The 23709-nt window shown below is 71.6% G+C and carries 18 protein-coding genes; 8 read left to right on the top strand and 10 right to left on the bottom strand.

Annotated features, from left to right (window positions below; translation table 11 throughout):
- Positions 1–59 precede the first annotated feature (59 nt).
- From ACFYRY_RS25230 to ACFYRY_RS25240, 3 genes are all read right to left on the bottom strand, one after another.
- Positions 60–1556 carry a hypothetical protein gene (locus ACFYRY_RS25230; RefSeq protein ID WP_389149784.1) on the bottom strand — a complete coding sequence of 499 codons (1497 nt, stop codon included), beginning with the start codon at positions 1554–1556 and terminating at the stop codon, positions 60–62.
- 206 nt (positions 1557–1762) lie between these two features.
- Positions 1763–4120, bottom strand: coding sequence for a glycoside hydrolase family 65 protein (locus ACFYRY_RS25235; protein ID WP_389149786.1), 2358 nt, complete (start codon positions 4118–4120; stop codon positions 1763–1765).
- Positions 4117–4854 carry an HAD family hydrolase gene (locus tag ACFYRY_RS25240; RefSeq protein ID WP_389149789.1) on the bottom strand — a complete coding sequence of 246 codons (738 nt, stop codon included), beginning with the start codon at positions 4852–4854 and terminating at the stop codon, positions 4117–4119. The genes ACFYRY_RS25235 and ACFYRY_RS25240 overlap by 4 nt, the downstream gene beginning before the upstream one ends.
- Before the next feature lie 104 nt (positions 4855–4958).
- On the opposite strand from ACFYRY_RS25240, the gene ACFYRY_RS25245 reads away from it, so the two are divergent.
- Positions 4959–5666, top strand: coding sequence for a nucleoside/nucleotide kinase family protein (locus ACFYRY_RS25245; RefSeq protein ID WP_389149792.1), 708 nt, complete (start codon positions 4959–4961; stop codon positions 5664–5666).
- A 248-nt stretch (positions 5667–5914) separates the two neighbouring features.
- On the opposite strand, the gene ACFYRY_RS25250 is transcribed toward ACFYRY_RS25245, so the two are convergent.
- The 5 genes from ACFYRY_RS25250 to ACFYRY_RS25270 form a co-directional block, all read right to left on the bottom strand.
- The gene (locus ACFYRY_RS25250) at positions 5915–7633 is read right to left on the bottom strand and encodes a hypothetical protein (protein ID WP_389149794.1); all 1719 of its coding nucleotides are present in this window, start codon (positions 7631–7633) and stop codon (positions 5915–5917) included.
- A 2-nt stretch (positions 7634–7635) separates the two neighbouring features.
- Positions 7636–8538: a carbohydrate ABC transporter permease gene (locus tag ACFYRY_RS25255; RefSeq protein WP_389149797.1), complete on the bottom strand. Its 903-nt coding sequence runs from the start codon at positions 8536–8538 to the stop codon at positions 7636–7638.
- Positions 8535–9455: a carbohydrate ABC transporter permease gene (locus tag ACFYRY_RS25260; RefSeq protein WP_389149799.1), complete on the bottom strand. Its 921-nt coding sequence runs from the start codon at positions 9453–9455 to the stop codon at positions 8535–8537. Before ACFYRY_RS25260 ends, ACFYRY_RS25255 begins: the two co-directional genes overlap by 4 nt.
- Before the next feature lie 122 nt (positions 9456–9577).
- Positions 9578–10897 carry an ABC transporter substrate-binding protein gene (locus ACFYRY_RS25265; RefSeq protein WP_389149802.1) on the bottom strand — a complete coding sequence of 440 codons (1320 nt, stop codon included), beginning with the start codon at positions 10895–10897 and terminating at the stop codon, positions 9578–9580.
- A gap of 274 nt (positions 10898–11171) precedes the next feature.
- A complete protein-coding gene (locus ACFYRY_RS25270; RefSeq protein WP_389149805.1) occupies positions 11172–12305 on the bottom strand; it encodes an ROK family transcriptional regulator in 1134 nt (377 codons plus the stop codon).
- A gap of 294 nt (positions 12306–12599) precedes the next feature.
- On the opposite strand from ACFYRY_RS25270, the gene ACFYRY_RS25275 reads away from it, so the two are divergent.
- The 3 genes from ACFYRY_RS25275 to ACFYRY_RS25285 all read left to right on the top strand — a co-directional run bounded on the left by ACFYRY_RS25275 (position 12600) and on the right by ACFYRY_RS25285 (position 17412).
- Complete coding sequence (locus ACFYRY_RS25275; RefSeq protein ID WP_389149808.1) at positions 12600–13532, top strand: N-acetylglucosamine kinase; 933 nt, start codon at positions 12600–12602, stop codon at positions 13530–13532.
- Positions 13533–13708: 176 nt separating this feature from the next.
- Positions 13709–15637 carry a phosphatase PAP2 family protein gene (locus ACFYRY_RS25280; RefSeq protein ID WP_389149811.1) on the top strand — a complete coding sequence of 643 codons (1929 nt, stop codon included), beginning with the start codon at positions 13709–13711 and terminating at the stop codon, positions 15635–15637.
- Positions 15638–15729: 92 nt separating this feature from the next.
- Positions 15730–17412 carry a phospholipid carrier-dependent glycosyltransferase gene (locus ACFYRY_RS25285; protein WP_389149813.1) on the top strand — a complete coding sequence of 561 codons (1683 nt, stop codon included), beginning with the start codon at positions 15730–15732 and terminating at the stop codon, positions 17410–17412.
- 5 nt (positions 17413–17417) lie between these two features.
- On the opposite strand, the gene ACFYRY_RS25290 is transcribed toward ACFYRY_RS25285, so the two are convergent.
- Positions 17418–17819 (bottom strand): DUF3662 domain-containing protein, encoded by a 402-nt coding sequence (locus ACFYRY_RS25290; protein WP_389149816.1) that lies wholly within the window; start codon positions 17817–17819, stop codon positions 17418–17420.
- A 179-nt stretch (positions 17820–17998) separates the two neighbouring features.
- Between ACFYRY_RS25290 and ACFYRY_RS25295 the strand changes: the two genes are divergently transcribed.
- From ACFYRY_RS25295 to ACFYRY_RS25310, 4 genes are all read left to right on the top strand, one after another.
- Positions 17999–18946, top strand: coding sequence for a MurR/RpiR family transcriptional regulator (locus ACFYRY_RS25295; protein WP_389149820.1), 948 nt, complete (start codon positions 17999–18001; stop codon positions 18944–18946).
- 367 nt (positions 18947–19313) lie between these two features.
- The gene (locus ACFYRY_RS25300; RefSeq protein WP_389149823.1) at positions 19314–19706 is read left to right on the top strand and encodes a hypothetical protein; all 393 of its coding nucleotides are present in this window, start codon (positions 19314–19316) and stop codon (positions 19704–19706) included.
- 68 nt (positions 19707–19774) lie between these two features.
- A complete protein-coding gene (locus ACFYRY_RS25305; RefSeq protein WP_389149826.1) occupies positions 19775–20341 on the top strand; it encodes an antibiotic biosynthesis monooxygenase in 567 nt (188 codons plus the stop codon).
- Positions 20342–20510: 169 nt separating this feature from the next.
- On the top strand, positions 20511–22916 hold the full coding sequence (locus ACFYRY_RS25310; RefSeq protein WP_389150290.1) for a SpoIIE family protein phosphatase: 2406 nt from the start codon (positions 20511–20513) through the stop codon (positions 22914–22916).
- A gap of 257 nt (positions 22917–23173) precedes the next feature.
- On the opposite strand, the gene ACFYRY_RS25315 is transcribed toward ACFYRY_RS25310, so the two are convergent.
- Entirely contained in the window at positions 23174–23665 is a 492-nt protein-coding gene (locus ACFYRY_RS25315; protein WP_389149829.1) for a flavin reductase family protein, read from the bottom strand.
- Positions 23666–23709: the final 44 nt, after the last annotated feature.

Consider the following 23709-nt stretch of genomic DNA (forward strand, 5'->3'; position numbering starts at 1 on the left):
CTACCAGGTGCGTGCGGACCGGAAACGCCGGTGCGCCGCACAGCGCCTCGCGTCGGACGTCACCGGTGCCCTTCGTCGGCCGGGGGCGGCGCGAGGCGGAGGTCGGGCCCCGGGGAGTGGTGGGCCTTCCAGTCGCGGGCGTACGGCGGTGGGGTGCCGTCGGGTCGGATGAGGGTGGCGGTCGGGATACGGCGGGCGGTGCGCCGGATGTCCGCCTCGGTGCTGTTGGCGTTGGGGCCACTGGTCGCCGCCGATGAGCAGCCGGTGTAGTAGGCGACGGGGAGGGCCTCGTGCCCGGTGAGCAGGCAGGGCGGACGGATGCCCAGGCGGTGCAGTTCGTCGGCGGTGCGGGCCCAGACACGGCGGTCGGCAGCGGTACGGTCCACGGTGCGCTCCAGGACGGTGTACTGCACCGCCAGGTGTCCCGCCAGCCCCAGCGCGACCACGGCGGCGGCCACCGGGCGCCATCGGCCGTTCGGCCCGGTGACCAGGTGGAGAAGCGCGTCGGCGACGGGGATCGCGAGCAGGGCGTAGGCGGGCAGCAGGAAACGCGGAGCGGCGTAACCGATCATGAACAGGTACGGCACGGCGGCCGTCGCGGCGCAGGCCAGCGGCACCAGGGTGGGCCCGGCACGCCGGGCCCGCACCGCGATCACCAGTCCGACGACGGCGAGCAGCGGGAGGACGAACCACCAGGCCATCACCGCCGGATGGGGCAGCGGGCCGCTGCAGGGACGGCACAGGCCCCGTCCGCCCAGGCTGCGTAACTGGTCGTCGACGGCGAAGTACAGGCCGAGGCCGCCCTGTATGTCGGAGCCCTCGGACAGCCGCCGGCCCAGGCCCCCGTAGCTGACGAACGCCTCGATCACCCACTCCGCCGCGCCCGCGGCGAGCCCGCCGAGGAGCGCGAGCGCGGGGCGCCACAGACGGGCCGCCGCCACCAGGACGATGAGCGGCAGGGTGACCCACACGGCGTCGGTCGGCCGCATCCACGCCATCAGCATGGCGCCCGCCGCGACGCCCCACAGAGCGCGCCGGTCGGGACGGTCCGCGCGGGCGCGCAGGAAGCAGCCGACGGTGATCAGGGCGCCGAGGGCGACCCACAGGTTGGGCATGGCCGTGGGGCCGTAGTACAGGGTCACCCACAGGGTGGCGAAGAGCGCCCCGGCCAGGGCCAGGACCCGGGTCCTGAACAGTCCGCGCCAGACCCGCAGCGCCAGGTAGAGGCCGAGGCCGGACAGCAGCGCGAGGTAGACGCGCAGCAGTTCGGTGGAGGTCGACCAGGACGCGATCGGCGCCACCAGCAGGGATATGCCCCGGGCGCGCGGTGCGCTGAAGAAGGACGCCGGGGCCTGGGCGCCGACCTGGCTGACATACACCGTCTCGTCCCAGCCGAGGCCCAGTCCGGGGCCGACGAGGAGCAGTTGGGCGAGGGTGAAGGCGCCGGCGACGGCCGCGAGTAATCGGCTGTCACGTCGGCGCCAGAACGCGCCGGGCACGGCCGCCGGGTCGCCTCGTCTCACACCGACGAGCATGGCGTTCGTGCCGTGCGTCATCGTCCACCCTCACTCCTACGTCTCGTAGGACGTCCAGGCCTCGCAGCCCGTCAAGCCGAAGGCGGGTTCGAACAAGCGTTAAAAATCATGGCTAAACTAACCCGCGGCCCATGGATGTGCAGGGTGGTATTCGGCCAGGTGCCTGACGCCTCCTCCGGAAGTCGTCGGCCTGGGGCGGGCGCGGTCGGCGGTGCCCGCGCCAGGGTTCATCGCCGGACGTCGGGGCGGCGGTGCGGTGGCTGCTCCGGGGCCGGGCGGGGCTTGTGGGCCGGTATCGCGCGGACCACGGGGCCGTCGCCGTTCACGGTCAGGGCCCCACCGTGGTGGCGGATCGTCAGGGGCTCGCCGGCCACCAGGGTGTACGTGGCCTTGTCCGGCCCGATCTCCACGCGCAGCCGCCTGCCGAGGATCTGGAGGGTGAAGGCGAGACGGCTGAGCCGGTCCGGCAGGCGCGGGGCGAACCTGAGTGACGTGCCGTCCCGGCGCAGGCCGCCGAACCCGGCGACCAGGGCCGTCCAGGTACCGGCCAGGGACGCGACGTGCAGTCCGTCCTGGGTGTTCTGTTCCAGGTCGGCGAGGTCCATCAGCGCCGCCTCGGCGGTGTAGTCGTAGGCGAGGCCGAGATGTCCGGCCTGGGCGGCGACGACGGCCTGACAGCACGCCGAGAGCGAGGAGTCCCGTACGGTCAGCGGCTCGTAGTAGGCGAAGTTGCGGGCGATCTGCTCCTCGTCGCAGTACTTCTCGAAGAAACCGCTGCACATGTACATCGCCAGCACCAGGTCCGCCTGTTTGACGACCTGCTTGCGGTAGAGGTCGAAGTAGGGGAAGTGCAGCAGCAGGGGGTACTGGTCGGCGCTCGTGCCGGCGAAGTCCCAGCGCTGGTAGCGGGTGAAGCCGGCGTGCTGTTCGTGGACGCCGAGTTCGTCGTTGTAGGGGACGTGCACGGCCTCGGCGGCGTCCCGCCAGGTGGCGCTCTCCTCGTCGTCGACGCCGAGAGCGGCGGCCTGTTCGGGGTGGCGTTCGCAGACGTCGGCGGCGGCCAGCAGGTTCGCCCGGGCCATCAGGTTGGTGTACAGGTTGTCGTCGGCGACCGCGCTGTACTCGTCGGGGCCGGTGACGCCGTCGATGTGGAAGACGCCGTGGTGGTCGTGATGGCCGAGCGAGCGCCACAACCGCGCGGTCTCCACCAGGAGTTCGACGCCGGTGTCGCGTTCGAAGCGGGTGTCGCCGGTGGCCTCCGTGTAGCGCACGACCGCGTCCGCGATGGCGGCGTTGACGTGGAAGGCGGCCGTACCGGCGGGCCAGTACGCGGACCCTTCCGACCCCTCGATGGTCCGCCAGGGGAACGCGGCGCCGCCGAGGCCGAGTTGGGCCGCGCGTTCCCGGGCGGCGGGCAGGGTCTGCTGCCGCCAGCGCAACGCCTCGGCGACGGAGTCGGGGGCGGTGTAGGTGAGCAGGGGCAGGACGAAGGTCTCGGTGTCCCAGAAGGCGTGGCCGTCGTAGCCGGATCCGGTCAGTCCCTTGGCGGGGATGGCCCGTTGCTCGGCGCGGGCGCCGGCCTGGAGCACGTGGAAGAGGGCGAAGCGGACGGCCTGCTGGATCTCCTCGTCGCCGTCGACCTCGACGTCGGCACGGGCCCAGAAGTCGTCGAGGTACTCCCGTTGTTCGTCCAGCAGTCCCTGCCAGCCGCTGTGCGCCGCCGCTGCCAGCGCCGCCTCGACCTGGTCGCTCATCGCGGGCCGGGAGCGGGCGCCGGACCAGCCGTGGGCGACGACCTTCTCGACCCGCAGCCGCTGTCCGGGTTCAAGGACGGAGGTGACGGTCAGCCGGGACACGTCCACGTTGCTCTCGCTGCCGGTGGTGGTCCGCTCGGGGCCGTCGACGACGTGGTCGGCCGCCACGGCGACCCGGAAGCCGCTGCGGCGGGTGCGGTGCACCAGGCGCAGCCGGGAGCCGGAGGCGAAGTCCTCCTCCGGCTCCAGCGGCGACTTCAGGGCGCGGGCGGCACGCGGGTCGCCGTTCGGCTCGGGCAGGCTCTCGTTGGCGACGAGTTCCGACTGGATGACCACCCGGGTGCGGCTGTCGACGGGCTCCACCTCGTACGCCACCGCGGCGATCGCCCGCTGGGTCAGGGAGACGAGGCGCGTCGAGCGCACCCGGACCCGGGAACCGGCCGGCGAGACCCACTCGCAGGTCCGCTCCAGCACGCCCCGGCGCAGGTCCAGGGTGCGCTCGTGGCTGACGAGGCGGCCGTAGCGCAGGTCGAAGGGCTCGTCGTCGACCAGCAGCCGCAGCACCTTGCCGTTGGTGACGTTGATGACGGTCTGCCCGGACTCGGGGTAGCCGTAGCCGGCCTCGGCGTAGGGCAGCGGGTGCAGTTCGTGCACACCGTTGAGGTAGGAGCCGGGCAGGCCGTGCGGTTCGCCCTCGTCGAGGTTGCCGCGCCAGCCGACATGGCCGTTGGACAGCGCGAACACGGACTCGCTCTGGGCGAGCACGTCGAGGTTGAGGTGGGTCTCGCGGACCGCCCAGGGCTCGACGGTGTAGGACCGGTTGCTGATCACGCGTCGCCCCCCAGTTCGGCGAGGTCCTTGACGACCACGTCGGCGCCGTGCGCGTACAGGGCGTCGGTCTGTCCGACCCGGTCGACACCGACGACGTAGCCGAAGTGGCCCGAGCGGCCCGCGTCCATGCCGGCCTGGGCGTCCTCGAAGACGGCGGAGTGCGCGGCGTCCACGCCCAGGTCCCGCGCGGCGGCCAGGAAGGTGTCGGGGCGCGGCTTGCCCGGCAGCGCGCGCTCGGCGGCGACGACACCGTCGACGCGTACGTCGAAGAGGTCCTCGGCGTCGATCGCGCGCAGCACGTCACGGCAGTTGGCGCTGGAGGAGACGATCGCGGTGCGCAGGCCCCGGGCGCGCACCGCGGCGATGTAGCGCAGGGTGCCGTCGTAGGCCTCCACGCCGTCGGTGCGGATCTTCTCCAGGACCAGGTCGTTCTTGCGGTTGCCGAGTCCGTGCACGGTCGGTGCGTCGGGCGGGTCGTCCGCGGTGCCGTCGGGCAGGTCGATGCCGCGGGAGGCGAGGAAGGCGCGGACGCCGTCGGCGCGGGGGCGGCCGTCGACGTACTCGTCGTAGTCCTTGTCGTCGAACGGCCGGAAGTGCTCGCCCTCGCGTTCGCGCAGGAACGCGTCGAACATCTCCTTCCAGGCGGCCGCGTGCACCACGGCCGTCCTGGTGACAACGCCGTCGAGGTCGAAGAGGCAGGCCAGAATGTCTTCGGGTAGACCGAGCTCCGTCATAAGGACACGGTTCCCCGCGAAACCGTCTCCAGTGAGTGGCGCACGCCACATCGGAGGCACTCACGGCGGATTCGCGCCCCGCGCCGGATGACAGACTCTGCTCTGTGACGCTGACCTTCGACGACCTCCTCACCCGGGCCCGCGCCCTCACGCGCCCCGGCCGGCGTGCGCTCCTGGGCATCGCCGGCAGTCCGGGCGCGGGCAAGACGACGCTCGCCGAGCAGCTCGTACGGGCGCTGAACTCGTCCGGTGACCCGTGGGTGGCGCATGTTCCCATGGACGGCTTCCACCTGGCCGACGTCGAACTGGACCGGCTCGGCCTGCGGGACCGCAAGGGGGCACCCGGCACCTTCGACGCGGCGGGGTACGCGGCGCTGCTGCGGCGGCTTCACGAGCGGGAGCCGGAGGGTGAGATCGTGTACGCGCCCGGTTTCGAGCGGGTGCTGGAGCAGCCGGTCGCGGGGGCGATCCCGGTGCCGCCGACCGCCCGGCTGGTCGTGACGGAGGGGAACTACCTGCTGCTGGGCACGGGCGCCTGGGCACGGGTGGAGGCCGAGCTGGACGAGGTGTGGTTCTGTGAGGTCGACGAGCAGGAGCGTCTGAGCCGACTGGTGGCCCGGCACGAGGAGTTCGGCAAGAGCCACGAGGAGGCGGTGGCCTGGGTGCAGCGCTCGGACCAGCCCAACGCCGAACTGGTCGCGGCGACCCGGGAGCGGGCGGACCTGGTGGTGCGCGAACTCGCAGGGTGCCCCGGTGGGGAACGCGATCCCGGTGCTGGCGGTGGACCGGGGGCTGGCGAGCGCTCGGGCTGACTCACTGAGGGGTAGGGCACGAGCCGCGCCCCTCAGCCGATGGCCTGGCGCCGCGTCAACTCCGGCTGCGCGGGGGCGTCTCCGTTCCAGGGCCCGCTCGACGACGTCGGCGAGGACCGCGTCGTACGTCCCGTGGCTGTCCGGCAGGTCGTGCCGCGGGCCGCGCTGGTGCGTGAGGTGCACGGAGGGGCGTGCGGTGCACGGGGATCAGCTCTTCCTGGGCGTGGCCATGGCGTGGTGCGGCGGGGTCACCTGACAGGTGCGGGCCGGTGGGCACGCAGTGCGAGGGTCAGTGTGTGCGGGCCCTGTCCGCCGATGTAGACGCGGTTCCCGGTCGTCGCATCGGTGCCGCCCACCACGGTGTAGTCCTGACCCGGGTCGTACCGCAGTACGTCGCTCCGGTCCGGCCCGGCGAGCGGTTCGCCTGCCTCGACGCCGGCCTCGACCCGGATCTCGTCGTCGCCGACCCGGTAGGTCATCGGTCCGGTCGTCAGGCACCAGCGTCCGTCGCCGATCGGTACGGCGCCCTCCAGCGCGCCGCCCGGCCGGAAGGTCAGTTCGAGCGCCCAGGGCACTCGTGGTCCGCTGATGTCGATCCGCAGGTCGGCACCGTCCTCCCTCAGGTCCACCTCGACGCGGGTCGTGTGCGAGACCTCGTCCCGGGGCCGGTCCGCGAAGGCCATCGCGGCCGAGAAGCGGCCCTCGTCCGCCATCCGGTAGGCGCCGTCGTCCCGTCGCAGCTCCGGCGTGAGCGGCTGGTAGTAGGCGGCTGTGAGGGTTTCGGTGAGCCGGTACCGGCTGTCGGCGAGCTGGTGCGTGTCGGCGGCGCGGAACGGGCCCAGGTCGAAGAACCCCCGCGAGAGACGGACCGCGTCGAGGACGGCGTCGCCGGCGAACAGGCGCAGGAAGGTGGGATTGCAGGCGAGGCCCGAGCGGATGCGCCGGTGCTCGGGCACGTCGGAGCCGCCGTAGACCACCGTGTGCGCGGTGGCCGAGGCGTGTGCGGCGAGGCGCGCGGTGGTGAGGTACCGGTCGCGCGGGAGCGTCTCCGCGGCCGGCGTCGGCAGGACGCGGCACAGGTCCGGGGTGAGGAGGGTCTCGGCGAGCAGGTCGGGGTCGTCGATGCCGCCGGCGGCAGCCAGCCGCGCCGCCCGGCTGAAGTCGCCCCGGCCGGTGCGGACCGCGAGCAGCCGGTAGTGCGGCAGGTAGGGCGCCAGCGGGAACGGCTGGTTCTGGTCCTGCCGTCGCGAGAGGAGCGTCTCCACCGTGCCGTCCGGCCTGATGAGGTCCAGGGTGGTGGCGAGGTTGCGTTCGACGGCGGCCAGCAGGTCGTCGCGGCCGAGGACGCCGGCCAGCAGCAGCAGCGACGGGTTGGACACGTGGGCCGCGTAGTTGGCGCTGCGTTCCGAGTACAGGCCCTCCGCGTCGATGTCGACGCCCTCGGAGAGCCACTCCTCGATGCGGTCGAGGAGCCGGTCGTCGGGGAACGACCGGTGCAGCCGGGCCAGCGCCGCGGACAGCTCCCAGCGGTGGTTCGGGGTGTGCACCCCGCCGGTCAGGAGGCTGCCGGTGGCGGCGCCGGCGATCTCGGCGAGCGTGGCCGTGACCTCGCGCAGTTCCGGTCCCGCGCCGGCGGCCAGGACGTGCGCGTCGCACACGTCGTTGACGGTGAACGCGGAGTCCGGCGGCGACTGCACGTTGTCGCCGCCCGCGAAGAGGCCGGTGCCGGTCTGCACGGCCCGCAGGGCGCGGAGGTGGGTCGTCGCGGCGGCGACGGCCTGCCCGCTGCCGTGCAGGGCGGAGTCCGGGGAGCGGTAGGCCGCGACCAGGGTCTTCACCCGCCGCGCCAGACCACGGTGCGGCACACCGGCGGGTTCCTCGTCGGGGTCGGCCGTGAGCGGGACGGCCAGCCGGTCGGCGGCGCGGGCCACCGACCGGACGAACTCGGGGTCGAGCTGGGTGGGCACGATCAGTCCTTGAGTCCGGCGTTGATGTCGGCGCCCATGACGTAGCGCTGGAAGACCAGGAAGATGGCGATCAGCGGGATCATGGAGATGACCGAGGCGCCCAGCAGTACCGACCAGTTGATGTTCTGCGCGCCGACGATGCTCTGGATGCCGATCTGCACGGTGAACTTGTTGGGGTCGTTCAGCATCAGAAGCGGCCAGATGTAGTCGTTCCACCGCCACTGGAAGGACAGGATGGCGAGGGTCAGCATGATCGGCCGGGAGAGCGGCACCATGATCCGCAGGAAGATCGACAGTTCGCGGGCGCCGTCGATGCGGGCGGCTTCCACGAGTTCGTCGGGGACCGTCAGGAAGAACTGGCGGAACATGAAGCATCCGGTCGCGGTGAGCACGGCCGGGAGGATGATGCCGGCGAACGAGTTGTAGAGGCCGAGGTTGCGGACCACCAGGAACTCCGGGGCGAGCATGACCTCGCCCGGCAGCATCGTGGTGGCCAGGATGCAGAGGAAGAACGCCTTGAGCCATCTGTTGTCGTACTTGGCCAGCGCGTACCCGGTGCAGCAGCTGACACCCACCGTGAGGATCGTCGTGATCACGCACACGATGGCCGTGTTGATGAAGTACTGGGAGAAGTTGGCGCTGTCCCACGCTGCCCTGAATCCCGTCAGGGTGGGGTTGTGCGGGACCAGCGTCAGCGGATAGGAGAACAGGTCGCTGGCCGGCTTGAGGGAGCTGAGGACGAACCACAGCACCGGAAAGCCGTACAGGCACGCCATGATCCACAGCAGTGTCGTCGCGGACACCGCCTGCCGGAGCCCACCGGTGGCCGTCTTGCGGGGCCGCTTCTTGGAGACTCTCCGTCCGGAGCCGACGTCGGCCGGGCGCGGGATGTCTGTGGTTGTCATCGGTTCTCCACCCGCCGGTTCACCATCAGCTGGACGACCGCGACGGCCATCAGGATGAGCATGAGCACGAACGACGCGGCGCTCGCGTAGCCGATCTGGCCCCGTTTGAAGCCGGTCTCGTAGATGTACTGGACGAGCAGGTTGTTCGAGGTGCCGGGTCCGCCGTTGTTGAGGGCGACGAACACCGGGTACTCCTTCATCGAGTTGATCGTGTTGAGCAGGATCACGATGAACGAGGTGGGCGCGATGCTCGGCAGGGTGATGCTGAAGAACTGGCGCCAGGGGCCGGCGCCGTCGAGCGAGGCGGCCTCGTAGTACGACACCGGTACGTTCTTGATCGCCGCGATGAACAGCAGCATCGTGAATCCCGTCCAGGCCCAGGCCGCCGCCATCACCACCACGAGCAACGAGAGGTCCGCGTTCGACTGCCACGGAACGGCGTCTCCGCCGAACTTCTCGATGACGTAGTTGACCAGTCCGAAGTTCTCGCCGAACATCCACCGCCACAGGACACCCACGACGATGGGCGACAGCAGCCACGGGATGAAGAAGATGACGCGGGCGACCGACGAGCCCTTGGCGTGCTTGCTCACCACCAGGTTGGCGGCGAGCAGCGAGACCACGAAGTTCAGCGGGACGAAGAGGACGGTGTACAGCACGGTCCGGGACAGCGCGTCGTAGAACGTGGAGTCCCCGAACAGGTTGTGGTAGTTGTCCAGCCCGACCCACTGGAACACCCCCACGCCCGTGTAGTTCGTGAAGGAGTAGACGAGCCCGATCACCGCCGGCCAGACGAAGAACAGCGCGAAGAGCACGACATTGGCCGCGATCAGGACGAGCGGCGCAAGGGTGTACTTACTGCGTCTCCTGGGCGGACTCGGCGGGCTCACAGACACGTCCGAGGCGCGTTTTGTCATCTTCCTGACTCCGTGCTGGTGGAATGGATTCCTCTGGGCTCACGCCATGAGCCCGGCGTCACATGGGCGCCGGGGCCGGGCGACGGTGTCTCGACTCCGCCGCCCGGGCCCGCGGGCTACGATCAGCCGCCGACCTGCTGGTTGTAGACGGACACGATGTTGTCCAGGGCCTTGCCGGCCGACTGCTGGCCGTTGATCGCCTTGCCGAGCTCCGCCTTGGTCGGGTCGTCGGGGAGGCTCTTGCCCTTCAGCACCCACTTCGTCTGCGCGCTGTTGAAGTAGCCGGAGATCGGGGCGTAGAGCGGGATCTCCTCGTTGTACAGCTTGAACGCCGCCTGTGCCGCCTCGGAGGTGAAGGGATACTTCGGGTTCAGATCGTTCTCGACCGGCAGGAACCCGGAGGCCTCGCACAGCTCGCGGTAGTGGTCCGGCTCGTAGATCCAGGACAGGAACTTCTGCGCGGCGGTGGCGGCGGCACCGTTGTTGTTGAAGCCGACCATCATGCCGCCGCTGTTGACGTCGCTGGCCTGCACCGGCTGGGCGGGCGTCGGGACGCTGGCCCAGTCGAACTTCTTGATGCTGTCGGCGAAGGCGGCGACCTGCCACACGCCGGACCAGTAGGCGACCACGTCACCGCTCTGGAACATGGCGGACGGGTCGGCGCCGCTGGTCCACACCGACTTCGGCATGGTCTTGTTGTCGTTCCACCCGATGAAGGTGTTCACGGCCTTCTTGGTCGCGCTGTCCACCGAGAACTTGCCGGAGGAGTCCGCGTGGACGTACTTCCCGCCCATCTCGTACACCATGGCGCGCAGCCGGGAGGGGGACTGGTCGAAGGTCAGGGAGTACTTGGCGCCGGTCTTCTCGCGGACCTTGTTCGCCGCCTTGATGAAGTCGTCCCAGGTCCAGGTCTTCTGGGGCGAGGTCGGGAAGGAGACGCCGGCCTTCTTGAACAACGACTTGTTGATGAACAGGCCGGACGCGGTGATGTCCGAGGGGATGGACAGCACCTTCCCGGACGAGTCCTTCGCGAGGAAGTTGGCGTTGATGTTGTTGCTCTTCTTGTTGGCGATGGAGCCGAGGTCGAGCAGCTTGTTCGACCAGATCGGGTCCAGTGCCGGCACGGCCGCCACGTCGGGCAGGGAGTTCGCCTGCGCGGCGTTGTGCAGCTTCGTCGAGTAGCCGTCGTAGGGGATGTTGACGAGCTTGACGGAGACGCCGGCCTCCTTCTTGTACTGCGACACCAGCTTCTTCCAGCCCGCGTCCTGCCCCGGAACCGTGGAGATCCAGAACGTCAGCGACTTGGAGGTTCCGCCGGAGTCGGACGACCCGCAGGCGGAGAGCAGAAGGGCACCTGCCGTGGCCACGGCAGCGAGGGGAACCAGGCGGCGTATGCCGCCGCGGCCGAGTCGGCGGGAGCGCCGCACACCCACACTGGTCATGTTCGATCCTTTTTCGTCGTAGGGGACGGAGCACGGCGCCAGCCGAGGCGGCACGGGTGCGTTGTGCAGGAAGTTTCGCTTTCCGGGGGCACGGCCTCGCCCGGCCGCGTCGCCTCTGCGGGTGGGATCCCCGGCCCTCACGGCCGTGGCCTCGCGAACACGCCCTCGCGTGGCTGCCGTACCTCACGTACGGTCGGGACGCTCACCCCAAGCCGGTGTCCCGACCGACTTAGAAAGCGCTTGTCCGGACATTGGCAGACCGAGTCGGAGGCCGTCAATGCTTAGTCCCCGCGGCTTCGGTCACGGTTTGGACTCCCCGGGCGACCGCGAGCCGGGCGGCACCCACCACCGTGCCCAGGTCACCGACCGTGCTGCTGACCACCTCGGTGGGCCAGCTCAGCCGTGACAGTTCGGCCCGCACACCGGGCAGGAGCTGCGGGTCCGCGCCGGTGCTGCCGCCCAGCACGACCAGTCCCGGGTCGAGCACGGCGGTCACGGCGGCGGCGAGGCGGCCCACGTCCACGGCGTGCCGGCCGACGACGGCACGGGCCGCGGCCCGGCCCTCCCCGGCGAGGGCGAAGAGCCGCTCGGCGGTACGGGGGCACGGGCCGTCGGCGTCCTGCCAGGCCTCGGCCGTCCGCCGCAGGAGCGAGCGGGCGCCGATGTAGTCCTCCAGCGCCTCCTGACGCGGTTCGCGGCCGTCGTCCCACGGGTAGGGCAGTCGGGCCAGCTCACCGGCCGCGCCGTTGGCTCCGCGCAGCACCCGGCCGCCGACCACGATGCCCAGGCCGATGCCGACGCCGATCCGCAGGTAGCCGAAGGTGTCACGGCCGCGGGCGGCACCCTCGTGCAGTTCCGCGAGCGCGGCGCAGTTGACGTTGTTCTCGAGGTGGATGGGTACGCCCGGCGGCAGCGCGACGGCCATGGCGTCGAACACGGGGCCCGCCTTGGCGGTCGCCGGACGCATGCCGCTCCCCCGCTCCTGCGGCGCGGTGACATCACCGACGGCGACCACGATGGTGCGCAGCGGGGCGCCCTCGGGCAGCGCGTCGAGGGCCTGGCGCACCACGTCGGCGGCCTCCTCCCGGGAGCCGGTGGCCTGGGCGAGCAGAGTGCCGTCCAGGGCGCAGCCGCGTACCCGCGTGAAGGCGGGGCCGAGGTCCACGGCGAGGACGGCCCCGGCGGCCGGGCCCAGACGGTAGACGGCCGCGGAACGGCCGGTGCCGCTGGAGGAGGTGCCGGAGTGGGCGGCGAGCCGGGCGTTCTCCAGCTCCGCGACGGCGGAGGACACCGTCGGCTTGGACAGACCCGCCAGGGTCGCGAGCTGCGGGCGGGTCGCGGTGCCCGCGTCGGCCAGCACGGCGAACACCGCGCTCGCGCTCTCGGTCAGGCGAGGGGCTCTCGCCACGTCGTGTTCCACAGTTCTCCCACACGGGTCATGGGCCGCGCTCCCGGTGCGATCGTGTTCCGGGATGCGGCGACGGGATGCCCTGGCGTCCGCGGTCCCCACCCCGCCGGGCCCGGTGTGGGGCGCTGCGGGGCTCAGTGCGGGACGCCTCTTGACACGCACTGTACTTCGTTAGTTAACTTCCTAACGAACGTCACGGTACTCGCCTGCCGTGCCCGTCAGAAGCCCGTCCCGGGGCTTCCCTAGTTCAGCAACTCCCTATGTTCCAGGTACGGTTCGCCCGCCGTCGCAGCCATGCGCAACGACGAAAGAGGATCCGTGCCGGACGCTCTTCCCTCCTGCCCTCTCGTGGTCGGTATCGACGTGGGCGGCACCAAGACACACCTCCGCGCCTTCGCGGGGGACGACCTGGTCGCCGACCATGTCCGCCCGAGCAGCGGCTGGCGGCCGCACGACCCCGTGGCCGCGGCCGCCTGGATCGCGGCACTGGTCGCCGGGGCTCTGCCGACGGGCGCGCGCCCGTCCGCCGTCGCCGTGGGCGGCCACGCCTGTGAGACGCCACGGCAGTGCCTGCAGATACGCACCGCGCTCCATCTGCACTTCGACGCGCCCGCGCTCGTCATGGGCGACGCCGAGCTCCTCGTACCCGCCGCCGGCCTCGAGCGGGGTGTCGGCCTGGTCGCCGGCACCGGTTCCGTCGCGGTCGGCCGCCTCGCCGACCACACCTCCGTCCAGGTCGGCGGCTGGGGCGCGGTGCTCGGGGACGAGGGCGGCTCGGCGGGTCTCGTGCGCGAGGCCGTACGGGCCGTCTGGGCGGCCCACGACCGCGGCGAGGCCCCCGACGCGCTCGCCGAGTGCCTGGTCGCCGCGTTCGGTGTCGACGAGGTGCCGGCACTCGGCGCCGCCCTGGAGCGGGCCACCGACGTGTCCGCCGAGTGGGGCCGGCACGCACCCGTGGTCTTCACCGCCGCCGAGGCGGGTTCCTCCCTCGCCCGTACGGTGATCACCGAGGGCGGCCGCTGCCTGGCCGCGCTGGTCCGACGGCTCGCCGACCGCGGTGTCCCGGTCGAGGACGTGGTGGTCGCCGGCAGCACCGTGCTCGCCCAACCCGCCCTGTACGAAGCCTTCGTGACATCCCTGGCCGAGAGTGTGCCCGGGGCCCGTCCGAGGCCCCTGGACGCGGCGCCGGTCGACGGAGCGGTGGCGATGGCCCGTTCACTCGTATGACATGTGGCGGACGCCGGATCCCCCCTGATCCGACACGACTCGCCCGTAGATCTTCGCTCACCGGACTCGGGAAAGCGCGTTCGACGCGTACGTCACGTGCCGCACCATGAGTCACGTTCGATCGCTCCACCTCCTTCCGCGGCCGTACGGCCGAAGAACTCAAGAGAGGCAGACGTATGCCGTCATCAGCCGGGCGCCGCTCCCCCTCGTCGGTCCGTGAACCCGCCGTGAACCGGAGGGGGTTCCTGAAAACCTCCCTGGGTGCCTCGGCCGGTGTGCTGGCCGCGCCCACCCTCGTGACCTGGCTGGCCGCCGCGGACGCGAAGGCCGCGGCCGGCGCCCTCGCGTTCGTGGACGACTACAAGACCAACGTCATGGCGAACCTGACGCCCGAGACCAATGCCGTGGTCCGCGTCCTCGGCGGCATGGCCGACGTGTGGAAGACCGGCGGCGCCTGGAACACCGGCACGCCGCTGATGCCGGAGGTGCTGCGGGCCAACATGCGCTACTGCGCCCGCATCACCTCGGCGCGCACCGAGGCGCAGGCCAAGGAGGCGTTCCTCTACGACCGCCAGCACCAGAGTTACGCGATGATCGCGGGCCTGGGACCGCTGGCCGACCTGTACCGGACGGGCGCCAAGGCGGTCACGTCGATCACCGGCGCGCCCGACGGCACACCGCCCACCAAGATCGACGACGCGGTACCGGCCGGCGCCCCGGCGGGCTCCGCGCTCGGCGCGGGCTCGCACGACTCAGCGCTCGGCAAGGTGGCCGAACTGGTCGACACGGTGCGTGGCCCGTTCGCCTCCGGCAACCCCGGCAAGTACGCCTTCCAGTACCCGCGTCCGTGGCGCATGAACGAGGACAGCGAGGTCGTCGACACCGGCAGGACCGACGCGCTCGGCTACCCCGTCTACGACTCCGAGGTGATCGTGGCACCGCAGCTGCTGCGTCAGCGCAGCACCTCCCCGGTGGACGACGGCGGCTTCCCCAGCGGCCACACCAACGCCTTCCACCTGGCGGCGCTGGCCTACGCGTACGCGGTGCCGGAGCGCTTCCAGGAACTGGTGACGCGCGCCTTGGAGTTGAGCCACACCCGGATCATGTCGGGCATGCACTCGACGGTCGACGTCCTGGGCGGCCGGATCATGGCCACCGCCCTGGCCGCCGCCACCCTGGCCGACCCCGCGAACGCCGACCTCAAGGCCGCGGCACGCGCCCAGGCCCTGGCGTACTTCCAGAAGGAGACCGGCACGACGGCGGACACGCTGTACGCGTACGCCCACTCGGACGGCTCCGACGCGTACGCCGACCGGGAGAACAACGCCCGTGCCGTCACGCCCCGGTTGACGTATGTGCTCACCCGGCGCGGCCACAACAAGCCGCTGACCGTGCCGAAGGGCGCGGAGGTGCTGCTGGAGACGCGACTGCCGTACCTGACCGCGGCCCAGCGGCGTGCGGTGCTGCGCAGTACCGCGCTGCCCTCCGGGTACGTCCTCTTGGACGGCTTCGAGCAGTGGGGCCGGCTGAACCTGTTCGCCGCGGCCGACGGTTACGGCTCCTTCGAGTCCGACGTGAGCGTCACGCTCGACGCGGCGGCCGGCGGCTTCCAGGCCGCGGACAGCTGGCGCAACGACATCGACGGGCCGGGCGGCCTGACCAAGCGCGGCACCGGCACGCTGACCCTGACGGGCCACAACCGGTACACGGGCGGCACCGTGGTGGCGGACGGTGTCCTCGTCGCGGGGTCGGCGCACGCGCTCGGCCACGGCGACGTGCGGGTGCAGGACGGCACTCTCCAGCTCGGCACATCGCTGCAGGTCCACGGCACCTACACCCAGGAGTCCGGCACGCTGGAGGTGACGCTGCGCTCGGGCCAGGAGCCGGTCCTGGAGGTGACGCGGCGGGCAGTGCTGGGCCGGGGCAGCACACTGGTGCTGCGGCTGGACGCCGAGCGGCCGCCGGCCGCGGGCCGTACGGTCCGCGTACTCGGTGCCCCGGTGCTGCGCGGGCAGTTCGACCGCGTCGAGCTGAACTCGGAGCGCCTGCGGGCCGTACCCGTCTACACGGCGGAAGGTCTGTCGGTACGACTCCTGAAGCGGTGACGCCCCGGGTGGCGGGAGCTGGTGCAGAGTAGGCGCATGACACGCCGCTCGATGGCTCCCGCCACCGCCCGCCCGGTGTCGCCGCGGGGCGGATGATGGCGCGCGTGACGCACACGGTCCTGGACCAGAAGACGGCTGTCGGCGCGTCCGGCGAACAGCCTGCGGGGCGGCCCGCCAGGCGGTGGCTGGTGCCGTTCCTGGTGGTGCTGCTGCTGGGCCAGATGGCCGTCGCGATGGTGACGACCGCCGTGCAGCAGACCCCGACCATCGACGAACCGGTGTATGTCGGCACCGCCGCCGAGTACCTGCACGAACACCGCCTGCTCCACAACCCGGAGCATCCGCCGCTCGGCAAGCTGGTCATCGCCGTCGGTGTTGCGATCGCCGACCCGCACGTCGATCCGTCTTTCACCGCCAATCAGGGCCTGCTCGGACAGCGTCTGTTGTACGAGTCCGGGAACGACCCCTGGCGGCTGATGCTGTGGGCCCGCCTCCCGGTCATCGTGCTGGCCCTGCTGTTCGGTCTGGTCGTCCTCGCCTTCGCCCGCGAACTCGCCGGTCCGGTGGCCGGGTTGGTCGCGCTCGCCCTGTACGCCTTCTCCCCCGACGTCGTCGCGCACGGTTCGCTGGCCACCCTGGACGTCCCGGCGGCCGGGTTCCTGCTGACCTCGGTGTGGCTGCTGTGGCGGGCGCGTCGGCGTCCCCTGCTGTTCCTGCCGCTCGCCGGGGTGGCGCTCGGCGCGGCCCTGGCCACGAAGATGAGCACGCTGGCGGCGATTCCGGTGCTGCTGGTCCTGGCCGGGGTGTCGGTCTGGTCCTCTCCGGCGGGCCGGGCCTCGGGCCGTCGCCGGGCGCTGCTGAGGGCGGCCGTGGGCGCCGCCGTGGTGGCGCTGGTCGCGGTCGCCGTGGTCTGGGCGACGTACCTGGCCGTCGATCCCCGGCTGCGCTGGTCGCCCGTCCAGTCCGTGCCCGTGGTGCACGGGAAGCGCGGGCTGCTGGTCGACTTGATGCCGTTCCCGGAGTCGTACCGGGACGGGATGCGCATCCAGTTCGGTCTGGAGAACCACCCGTGGGAGGGCTTCCTCTTCGGCACGGTGTACACCGGGGCCCTCTGGTACTACCTGCCGGCCGCGCTGCTGGTGAAGACCCCGCTCGGCCTGCTGGCCCTGTGGGCCGCCGGTGCCGTCGTGGTGTGCGTGGTGCCCCGGCTGCGGCCCGCGGCGCCGTACCTGCTGGTGCCCTCGGCCGTGCTGCTGGCCACGGCCATGACGGGGGCCCGCGACTTCGGCACCCGTTACGTCGTCTTCCTGCCGATGTTCCTGGCGGTGGCCGCGAGTTGTGTGGTCGCCGTGCGGTGGCGGTGGGCGCCCGCCCTGACGGGGGCGCTGGTGCTGTTCGTCGCGGTGAGCTCACTGCGGACGTACCCCTACTATCTGCCGTACTCCAACGAGGCGTTCGGTGGTCCGGCGAAGACCCGGCTGCGCCTGCACGACTCCAACGTCGACTGGGGTCAGGACCTGGGCCGGCTGGCCGACCGGCTGCGCGAACGGTACCGGGGCGAGCGGATCTGGCTCGTGTACAAGGGCAGTGGTGTGCCGTCGTACTACGGCATCGACGCGGCCGATCCACGACGGGTGCCCGTGCGTACGGTGCGCGGGCTGTTGGTCGTGTCCGACTCCTCGGTCGCCAAGGCGACCGGCAGGCTCGCCGAGTTGATCGACAGCAGTCGCCGGATCGACGAGGTCGGTCACTCGATCACGATCTACCGGCGGTGACGCTTCTAGTGCGTCACATGCTGGAATCCCTCGGCGCTCACGTGGGTCATCACCCTGCTGGCCACGTGGTAGCGGCCGTTGGGCACGGCCTGAGACCTCGTGATGTGCACGGTGAGCGGGCCGGCCCATTCATAGCCCTTCTGCTCGGCGTGCCGCATCAGGGCGTCGGTGAGCTCCTGGCCGACGCTGCTGCCCCGGCGGGTGATCTCGTCGTGCACGCAGTCGGCGAGTTCGACGTCGTAGGCGTTGGGGACCACCACCCGGGACTCGCTGCACACGACCACGTTGTTGTCGCACTCGCGCCGCAACGCGTCGAGGAGTTCGACCGGGTCCTTGTCGACGACCCGTGCCCACAGCGCCTCCCACCTGCTTTCCAGGGCCTGTTCCAGCGCGCTGATCGCGCTCATCGTCTCCTCCTTGGTGTCGCCCGGTGCCGCTCCGTGCTCTCGACCGGTACGACTCTTGATGCCGCCCGGCCCTCCGGGCGGGTTCCCGGCGTGCACGCGTGTATCCGCCCTATTCGTCGCGGCCTGATGACGCCGCACAAGCCCTGGTCACCGCGGTGGGTGGGCTATGTTGAACGTCCGTGGGAGACAAAGGAGGCGCACCGGTGCCATCGCCGCAACAGGCACGCGCACAGTCATCCTCGATCACCTCGGGAAAGACCGCACCGGAGGCGGAGGCCTCCCCGACGTCCCAGCTCAGGACACTCTTCGACCGGCCCCGGCTGTCCCCCGGACAGCGGCGGATCGCCCAGTACCTGATCGAACACATCACCGAGGCGGCGTTCCTGTCGATCACCGATCTCGCGGAGCGCGCCGGCGTCAGCCAGCCCTCGGTGACGCGGTTCGCCGCGGCCGTCGGCTTCAGCGGATACCCCGCGCTGCGGGAGAAACTCCAGGCGATCGCGCTCGGCACCCTCGCCGGCGGGCCCGCGGCGGCCGAGGAGAACGGGAGCAACGAACTCCAGGCGGCCGTGGACGCCGAGATCGAGAACCTGGAGAACCTGCGGCGGGACTTCGTCGATCCCGACCGGGTGATCGGCGTGGGCCGCGAGTTGTCCCGGTCGACCCCGCTGACCGTGCTGGGTACGCGCATCTCGGCGTCCCTGGCGGAGTACTTCGCGTACGCGGCGCGCCGCGTCCATCCCGACGTACGGCTGGTGACGGGGGGTGGCAGCGTCGCCTACGACGCGCTGCTCCAGTCGCGGGAGGCGGGCGGCACCTGGGTGCTGGCGTTCTCCATGCCCCGGCACGCCCAGGAGACCCTGACCGCGGTACGCGTCGCGCGCAGCGCCGGATTGAAGGTCGCGCTGATCACCGACCTGGCTCTCGGGCCGGTGGCCGACGAGGCGGACGCCGTGTTCGCCGTCGGCACGGGCTCCCGTCTGGTCTTCGACTCCTACGCGGCCCCGGGTGTGATGGCCGCCGCGCTGCTCCAGGCGATGACCGACGCCGACCCGGAGCGCACGCAGGCTCGGCTGGAGGAGTACGAGCAGATCTCCGATCAGCACCAGTTCTTCCTGCGGGACTGACCACCACGTCCGGACACCCGCTGATCAGGGCTTCCATACACCCGCTGATCACACTTCCGGACACTCGACAATCAGGGCAGATCGGAACACAGGGGCCCTTCTGTGACATATCACGTATGAATGTTTTCATACGTCTTGCAAAGCAGACGGCATATATAAATACTGCTCACGGATCGTGCCCCAGCCCGCACCGGGACGCGTTCCACACCGACGGACACCCGAAGCCGCCGTCTCCTACCCGCGTCGGCGCCGAGGGTGTCCGGGCCGGGCATCGCCTGCGCGAACGCCCGTTCGCGGCCCCGGCCATCCCCTAGGCCGGGGCCGCCCACCCGTCGGACCACCCGCACGACGCCGCACACCGGAAGCGATGACCATGCCCCTGACCTCCACGCGGACCACCACCCGCATCGGCCCGGACTGGCCGTGCCAGGTCAAGGCCCCCGGCAGTTACGACTGGGAGCGCTCGGCCGCCAAGTGGCTGCGCGAGTTGGTACCGGCTCGCTATGCCAGCTACCCGGCCCTGATCCGGCACCCGGTGCTGCTCGCACGGCACGCGCAGATCCAGGTGCAGCACGAGGTCCGCGTCGCCCGCACCGCCCTGCAGACGGCCCGGGCCGATCTGCCCGCGCTGGGCCTGCCGGAGTCGGTCATCGAGCACACCATCAAGCTGTACGCGGCGGAGGTCCTGCAACTGCAGCACATCGCCCGCAGCGTGCGCGTGGTCGCCCAGGCCCTGGTCGACCACGCGCACGGTCGCTGACGGCCCCGCAACGCCCCGCTCACGCCCGGGGGGCATGACGAACCGGTCAGGTGGCACCCGTGGTGAACATGAGTACCACCGAAGCACGGCGCGGCGAGCCGATCACCACGGTCCTCACCTGGCAGGTGCGCCCGGGCCACGAGCAGGAGTTCGAGGAGTGGACGCACCAGATCGCCGACTGCGCCAGACGGTTCCCGGGCAACGAGGGCGTCTCGTGGCTGCGCCCCGAGGACGGTCACCGCTATCACGCGGTGCTGCGCTGGTCGGATCCGAGTCGGCTCACCGCCTGGCTGGAGTCGGACGAGCGCGGCACCTGGCACGAGCGGATCGAGGGCATCGCCACTGAGATCGGCAGCGAGCGCCAGTCGACGACCGGCATGGAGGCCTGGTTCAGGCTGCCGGGCACGACCGTGCAGGCCCCGCCCCGCTGGAAGATGGTGCTCACCACGTTCCTCGGCGCCTATCCCTTCACGGTGCTGATCCAGTGGCTGGTGACTCCCGTCTCCGCCGGCTGGCCGCTGCCACTGCGCGCCGCCGTGTTCCCGCTGATCCTGCTGCCCGTTCTGACCTACCTGGTGATGCCGCTGCTCAGCCGCCTGCTGCGGCTGTGGCTGTACCCCCCGCCGGACCATTGACGTCGTGGGCAGGCACCCGGACAGGCCGGCGGGCGCCCGGCGGTTACCGGTCTCATCGGTACCTGCGATCTACGGGCACAAGCACGCGATTCAAACGGGCCTGATGTGCCATGCTCGTCATGTGACGAGCGAGTCCGCCGGCCCCGCCGAGCCCGGCACCCTGCCCGAGATGGTTGCGCTGGCCAAGGTTGTTGCCCGGCAGCGGGCCGAGATGGACCGGTTGCGGGACCAGGCAGTCACGTCCGCCGTGCTGGAGCGGGCCACGGGCGCACTGATGGCGCTGAGCAGGTGCACCCCCGACGAGGCCGTCGAGGAGCTGCTGCGGCGGGCCAAGGCCGCCAACCGCACCCTGGCGGAGGAGTGCTGGATCACCCTGGGCGGCCTGGTCCCCCCGTTGCACGGCACCGTGCACGAGCCCCGGTCCCCCCTCGCGGGGTCCGGCGACCCGGTGCACTGGACCGGCGTCCCGACCGCCCGCCACACGACCGGCACCGACGCAGACGCCGACGCCGAGGCCTACGGCCCGAACGATGTCGAGGGCGCTGACGACGACGTCGCCGCCCTGGGCCGCCTCGGTGAGGCCCTGATCCACGTGCGCACCCCGCCGGAACTCGCCCGGTGCCTGCTGGAACACCTCTCGCCGGCCGCCGGAGCCGACGGGATCATGCTCTACCAGCGACTGGCCACCGGGGGCCTCGAACTCATCGGGCACGCCGGCATCGACGACACGCTCGCCGCCCAGTGGTGTCACGTGCCGCCGCTGACCGGGGTGGCCGCGCTGGACGCGCTGCGGGCACGGGAGCCGCAGTGGCTGGAGGACATCGAGGCCGACCGGAAGCGGTACCTGCTCATCGGGGATCCGCCCGAGCGCTGGCGCTCCCGGGCCTGGCTGCCCCTGTCCGCCGAGGAGACGGCCGATGTCTGCATCGGCGTCCTGCGCACCCGCGAGGGCGCCTTCACACCGTCGGTCCGACGCCTGTTGCGGGCGGTGCCGCGGCTGTGCGCCGGACGGCTGCGTACGTTCGGCACCCGGCAGACACCGGCCGCCGACCCGACCGGATCCGCGCAGGCGGTGTTCGGTTCGCTGCCGGGTGTCGCGATCCTGATGACCCCGCTGCGGGCAGGGTCCTTGGAGGTCGAGGACTACCGCATCGACGCGGCGACGGCGGACGCGGTCGACATCGTCGGCCGCGCCGGGGACGAGCTGGTCGGCCGCAGGATCCTGGAGTGCTTCCCGAGCCTGGCGGACGAGGAGTTGTGGCAGGGCTGCCTGCGCGCGCTCACCACCGGGGAGCCGTTCGAAAGCGAACCGTTCGCCCGCCAGGAGATCATGGCCGGGGTCGCGGAACTCTCCCTGTACACGGTGCGGGCGGCCCGGCTGGCCGACGGACTGGTGGTCACCTGGATCCGGCGGGAGTCCTCGGACCGGCAGGAGCAGCGGCTGGCGGACGTGCAGCGGCTGGGCAATCTGGGGTGGGCGAACTGGAACCTGGTCACGGACGAGGGCAACTGGTCGTCCCAGGTCTTCGCGATCTTCGACCGGGCCCCCGATCAGGGGACGATCCCCCTCGCCGAGCTTCCGGCCCACACCCTGCCCCAGGACGCTCCGTCCCTGGCCCGCGCCATCCGGGAACTGGTGCGGACGGGACGGGCCTTCGACGTGCCGTTCCGGATCCGGGCGGACGGCGGGATCCGGCATCTGCGGGTCGTCGCCGAGGCGCTCACCGACCTCGACGGCACGCCCGTCGAGGTGCACGGCTTCGTCCAGGACCTCACCGCGCAACGCAGCGTGGAGCTGGCCCTGGTGGAGAGCGAGCAGCAGAACCTCACCCAGCACGGCGTGCTGCGCGCCGAGCGCACCCTGGCCGCCCGGCTCCAGCACGCGCTGCTGCCGCTGCCCACCAGGCCGGTGCGGCTGGCCGGGCTGCGGGTCGAGGTCGCCTATCTGCCCGCCCAGACGGGGCTGCACGTCGGCGGCGACTGGTTCAGCGCGATCGAACTGCCCGACGGCGACGCGCTGTTCGTGGTCGGCGACGTCGCCGGTCACGGCATCGACGCCGTCGCCACCATGGCCCAGCTCCGCTTCACCGCCAAGGGCATGGTCATCACCGGGTCGTCCCTGACCGGCGCGCTGGCCCGGCTCAACACCCTGCTGCTGCACTCCCGGGACTCCCACGGCGCCGCGACCATGGTCCTGGCCCGCTACAGCCCGGGCAAGCGCCGTCTGGTGTGGGCGCAGGCGGGCCATCCGCCGCCGCTGCTGCTGCGCGACGGGGTCGTGCGCTACCTGGAGCGCCCGCGCGGAATGCTGCTCGGTGCGAGCTCCTCGCCGCTCTACACGGAGTCGGAGTTCCGTCTGGAGCCGGGCGACCGGCTCATCCTGTACACGGACGGTCTGGTGGAACGGCCCGGGGAGAGCATCGACCTCGGCCTTGAGCGGCTCGCGGAGGCTGTCGTCGCCCACCACCCCGACGGGCTGGGCTCCCTGGGACCGCTGCTGGCCGCCCTGCTCCGGGACGACCCGCGGGACGACGTCTGCGTCGTCGACATCCGGGTGCCGACCGAGCCGGAGTGACGGGCGGCACCGCGCCGAGCCCGCCGCGGGTTCACTCGTCGCCACGGTGCCGCCAGTACCAGACCACGCCCACCACCAGGGCCAGCAGGAATACGGCGGGCAGCACCAGGCCCGGGATACGGGAGCCGCTCATCGGCGTGGCCTTCGTTCAGGACGTACGGGACCCCTGAAGGGGTGCGCCCATGGTGGCGTCCGCGGGGTGTTCTCGCCATGACTTTCCCCAGCCCTTGCTTGATGTTCGAGTACCCGGCGGGATCTCAGTCGGCCGGGTGACCGGGCGGGATCCGGTGGGCCTCGTCGAGTCGCAGCAGCGGTCCGTCGTCCGCGTCCTCGCGCGCGCCGGCCGCCACCGGGTCGAGGACGAAACCGACGTGGTCGCCCGCGTCGGCGTGCAGCATGACGCTGCCGACGTACCAGGCCGCGGCGTCCCGCAGCACGATCGCTCCCTGTGGCCCCTCCTGCCAGCGGACGTGCTCGAACTTGTCCGTACGGTCGCCGGTGCGGGAGCCGAACAGCTCGGCCAGGTCCCGTTGTTCGCGGGTGAGCAGATGCACGCCGAGGTGCCGGGCCGAGCGGGCCACCCGGTAGGTGTGATTCATCCTGGACAGCCACACCACGAAGCGCGCCGGGTCGATGGAGCACTGGGAGGAGAAGCCCACCAGGCACCCGGCCCGCTCTCCGTCCGCGGTCGCGGTCACCACGCACATGTCGGGGTTCAGCCGGTCGATGAACGCGTCCGTGCCCGTCATACCGCTCCGCATCCGTTCGTCCTGTCACCCGCGGCCGGTGTCCC

The organism is Streptomyces sp. NPDC005263, from assembly GCF_042872365.1.
Lineage (GTDB): Bacteria > Actinomycetota > Actinomycetes > Streptomycetales > Streptomycetaceae > Streptomyces.

Bases quoted from the DNA above. Each gene is read 5' to 3' on its own strand.
- ACFYRY_RS25230 (WP_389149784.1), bottom strand. From the start codon at position 1,556: ATGACGCACGGCACGAACGCCATGCTCGTCGGTGTGAGACGAGGCGAC.
- ACFYRY_RS25240 (WP_389149789.1), bottom strand. From the start codon at position 4,854: ATGACGGAGCTCGGTCTACCCGAAGACATTCTGGCCTGCCTCTTCGAC.
- ACFYRY_RS25255 (WP_389149797.1), bottom strand. From the start codon at position 8,538: ATGACAACCACAGACATCCCGCGCCCGGCCGACGTCGGCTCCGGACGG.
- ACFYRY_RS25260 (WP_389149799.1), bottom strand. From the start codon at position 9,455: ATGACAAAACGCGCCTCGGACGTGTCTGTGAGCCCGCCGAGTCCGCCC.
- ACFYRY_RS25265 (WP_389149802.1), bottom strand. From the start codon at position 10,897: ATGACCAGTGTGGGTGTGCGGCGCTCCCGCCGACTCGGCCGCGGCGGC.
- ACFYRY_RS25275 (WP_389149808.1), top strand. From the start codon at position 12,600: ATGCGCAACGACGAAAGAGGATCCGTGCCGGACGCTCTTCCCTCCTGC.
- ACFYRY_RS25280 (WP_389149811.1), top strand. From the start codon at position 13,709: ATGCCGTCATCAGCCGGGCGCCGCTCCCCCTCGTCGGTCCGTGAACCC.
- ACFYRY_RS25285 (WP_389149813.1), top strand. From the start codon at position 15,730: ATGATGGCGCGCGTGACGCACACGGTCCTGGACCAGAAGACGGCTGTC.
- ACFYRY_RS25290 (WP_389149816.1), bottom strand. From the start codon at position 17,819: ATGAGCGCGATCAGCGCGCTGGAACAGGCCCTGGAAAGCAGGTGGGAG.
- ACFYRY_RS25300 (WP_389149823.1), top strand. From the start codon at position 19,314: ATGACCATGCCCCTGACCTCCACGCGGACCACCACCCGCATCGGCCCG.
- ACFYRY_RS25305 (WP_389149826.1), top strand. From the start codon at position 19,775: ATGAGTACCACCGAAGCACGGCGCGGCGAGCCGATCACCACGGTCCTC.
- ACFYRY_RS25310 (WP_389150290.1), top strand. From the start codon at position 20,511: ATGGTTGCGCTGGCCAAGGTTGTTGCCCGGCAGCGGGCCGAGATGGAC.
- ACFYRY_RS25315 (WP_389149829.1), bottom strand. From the start codon at position 23,665: ATGACGGGCACGGACGCGTTCATCGACCGGCTGAACCCCGACATGTGC.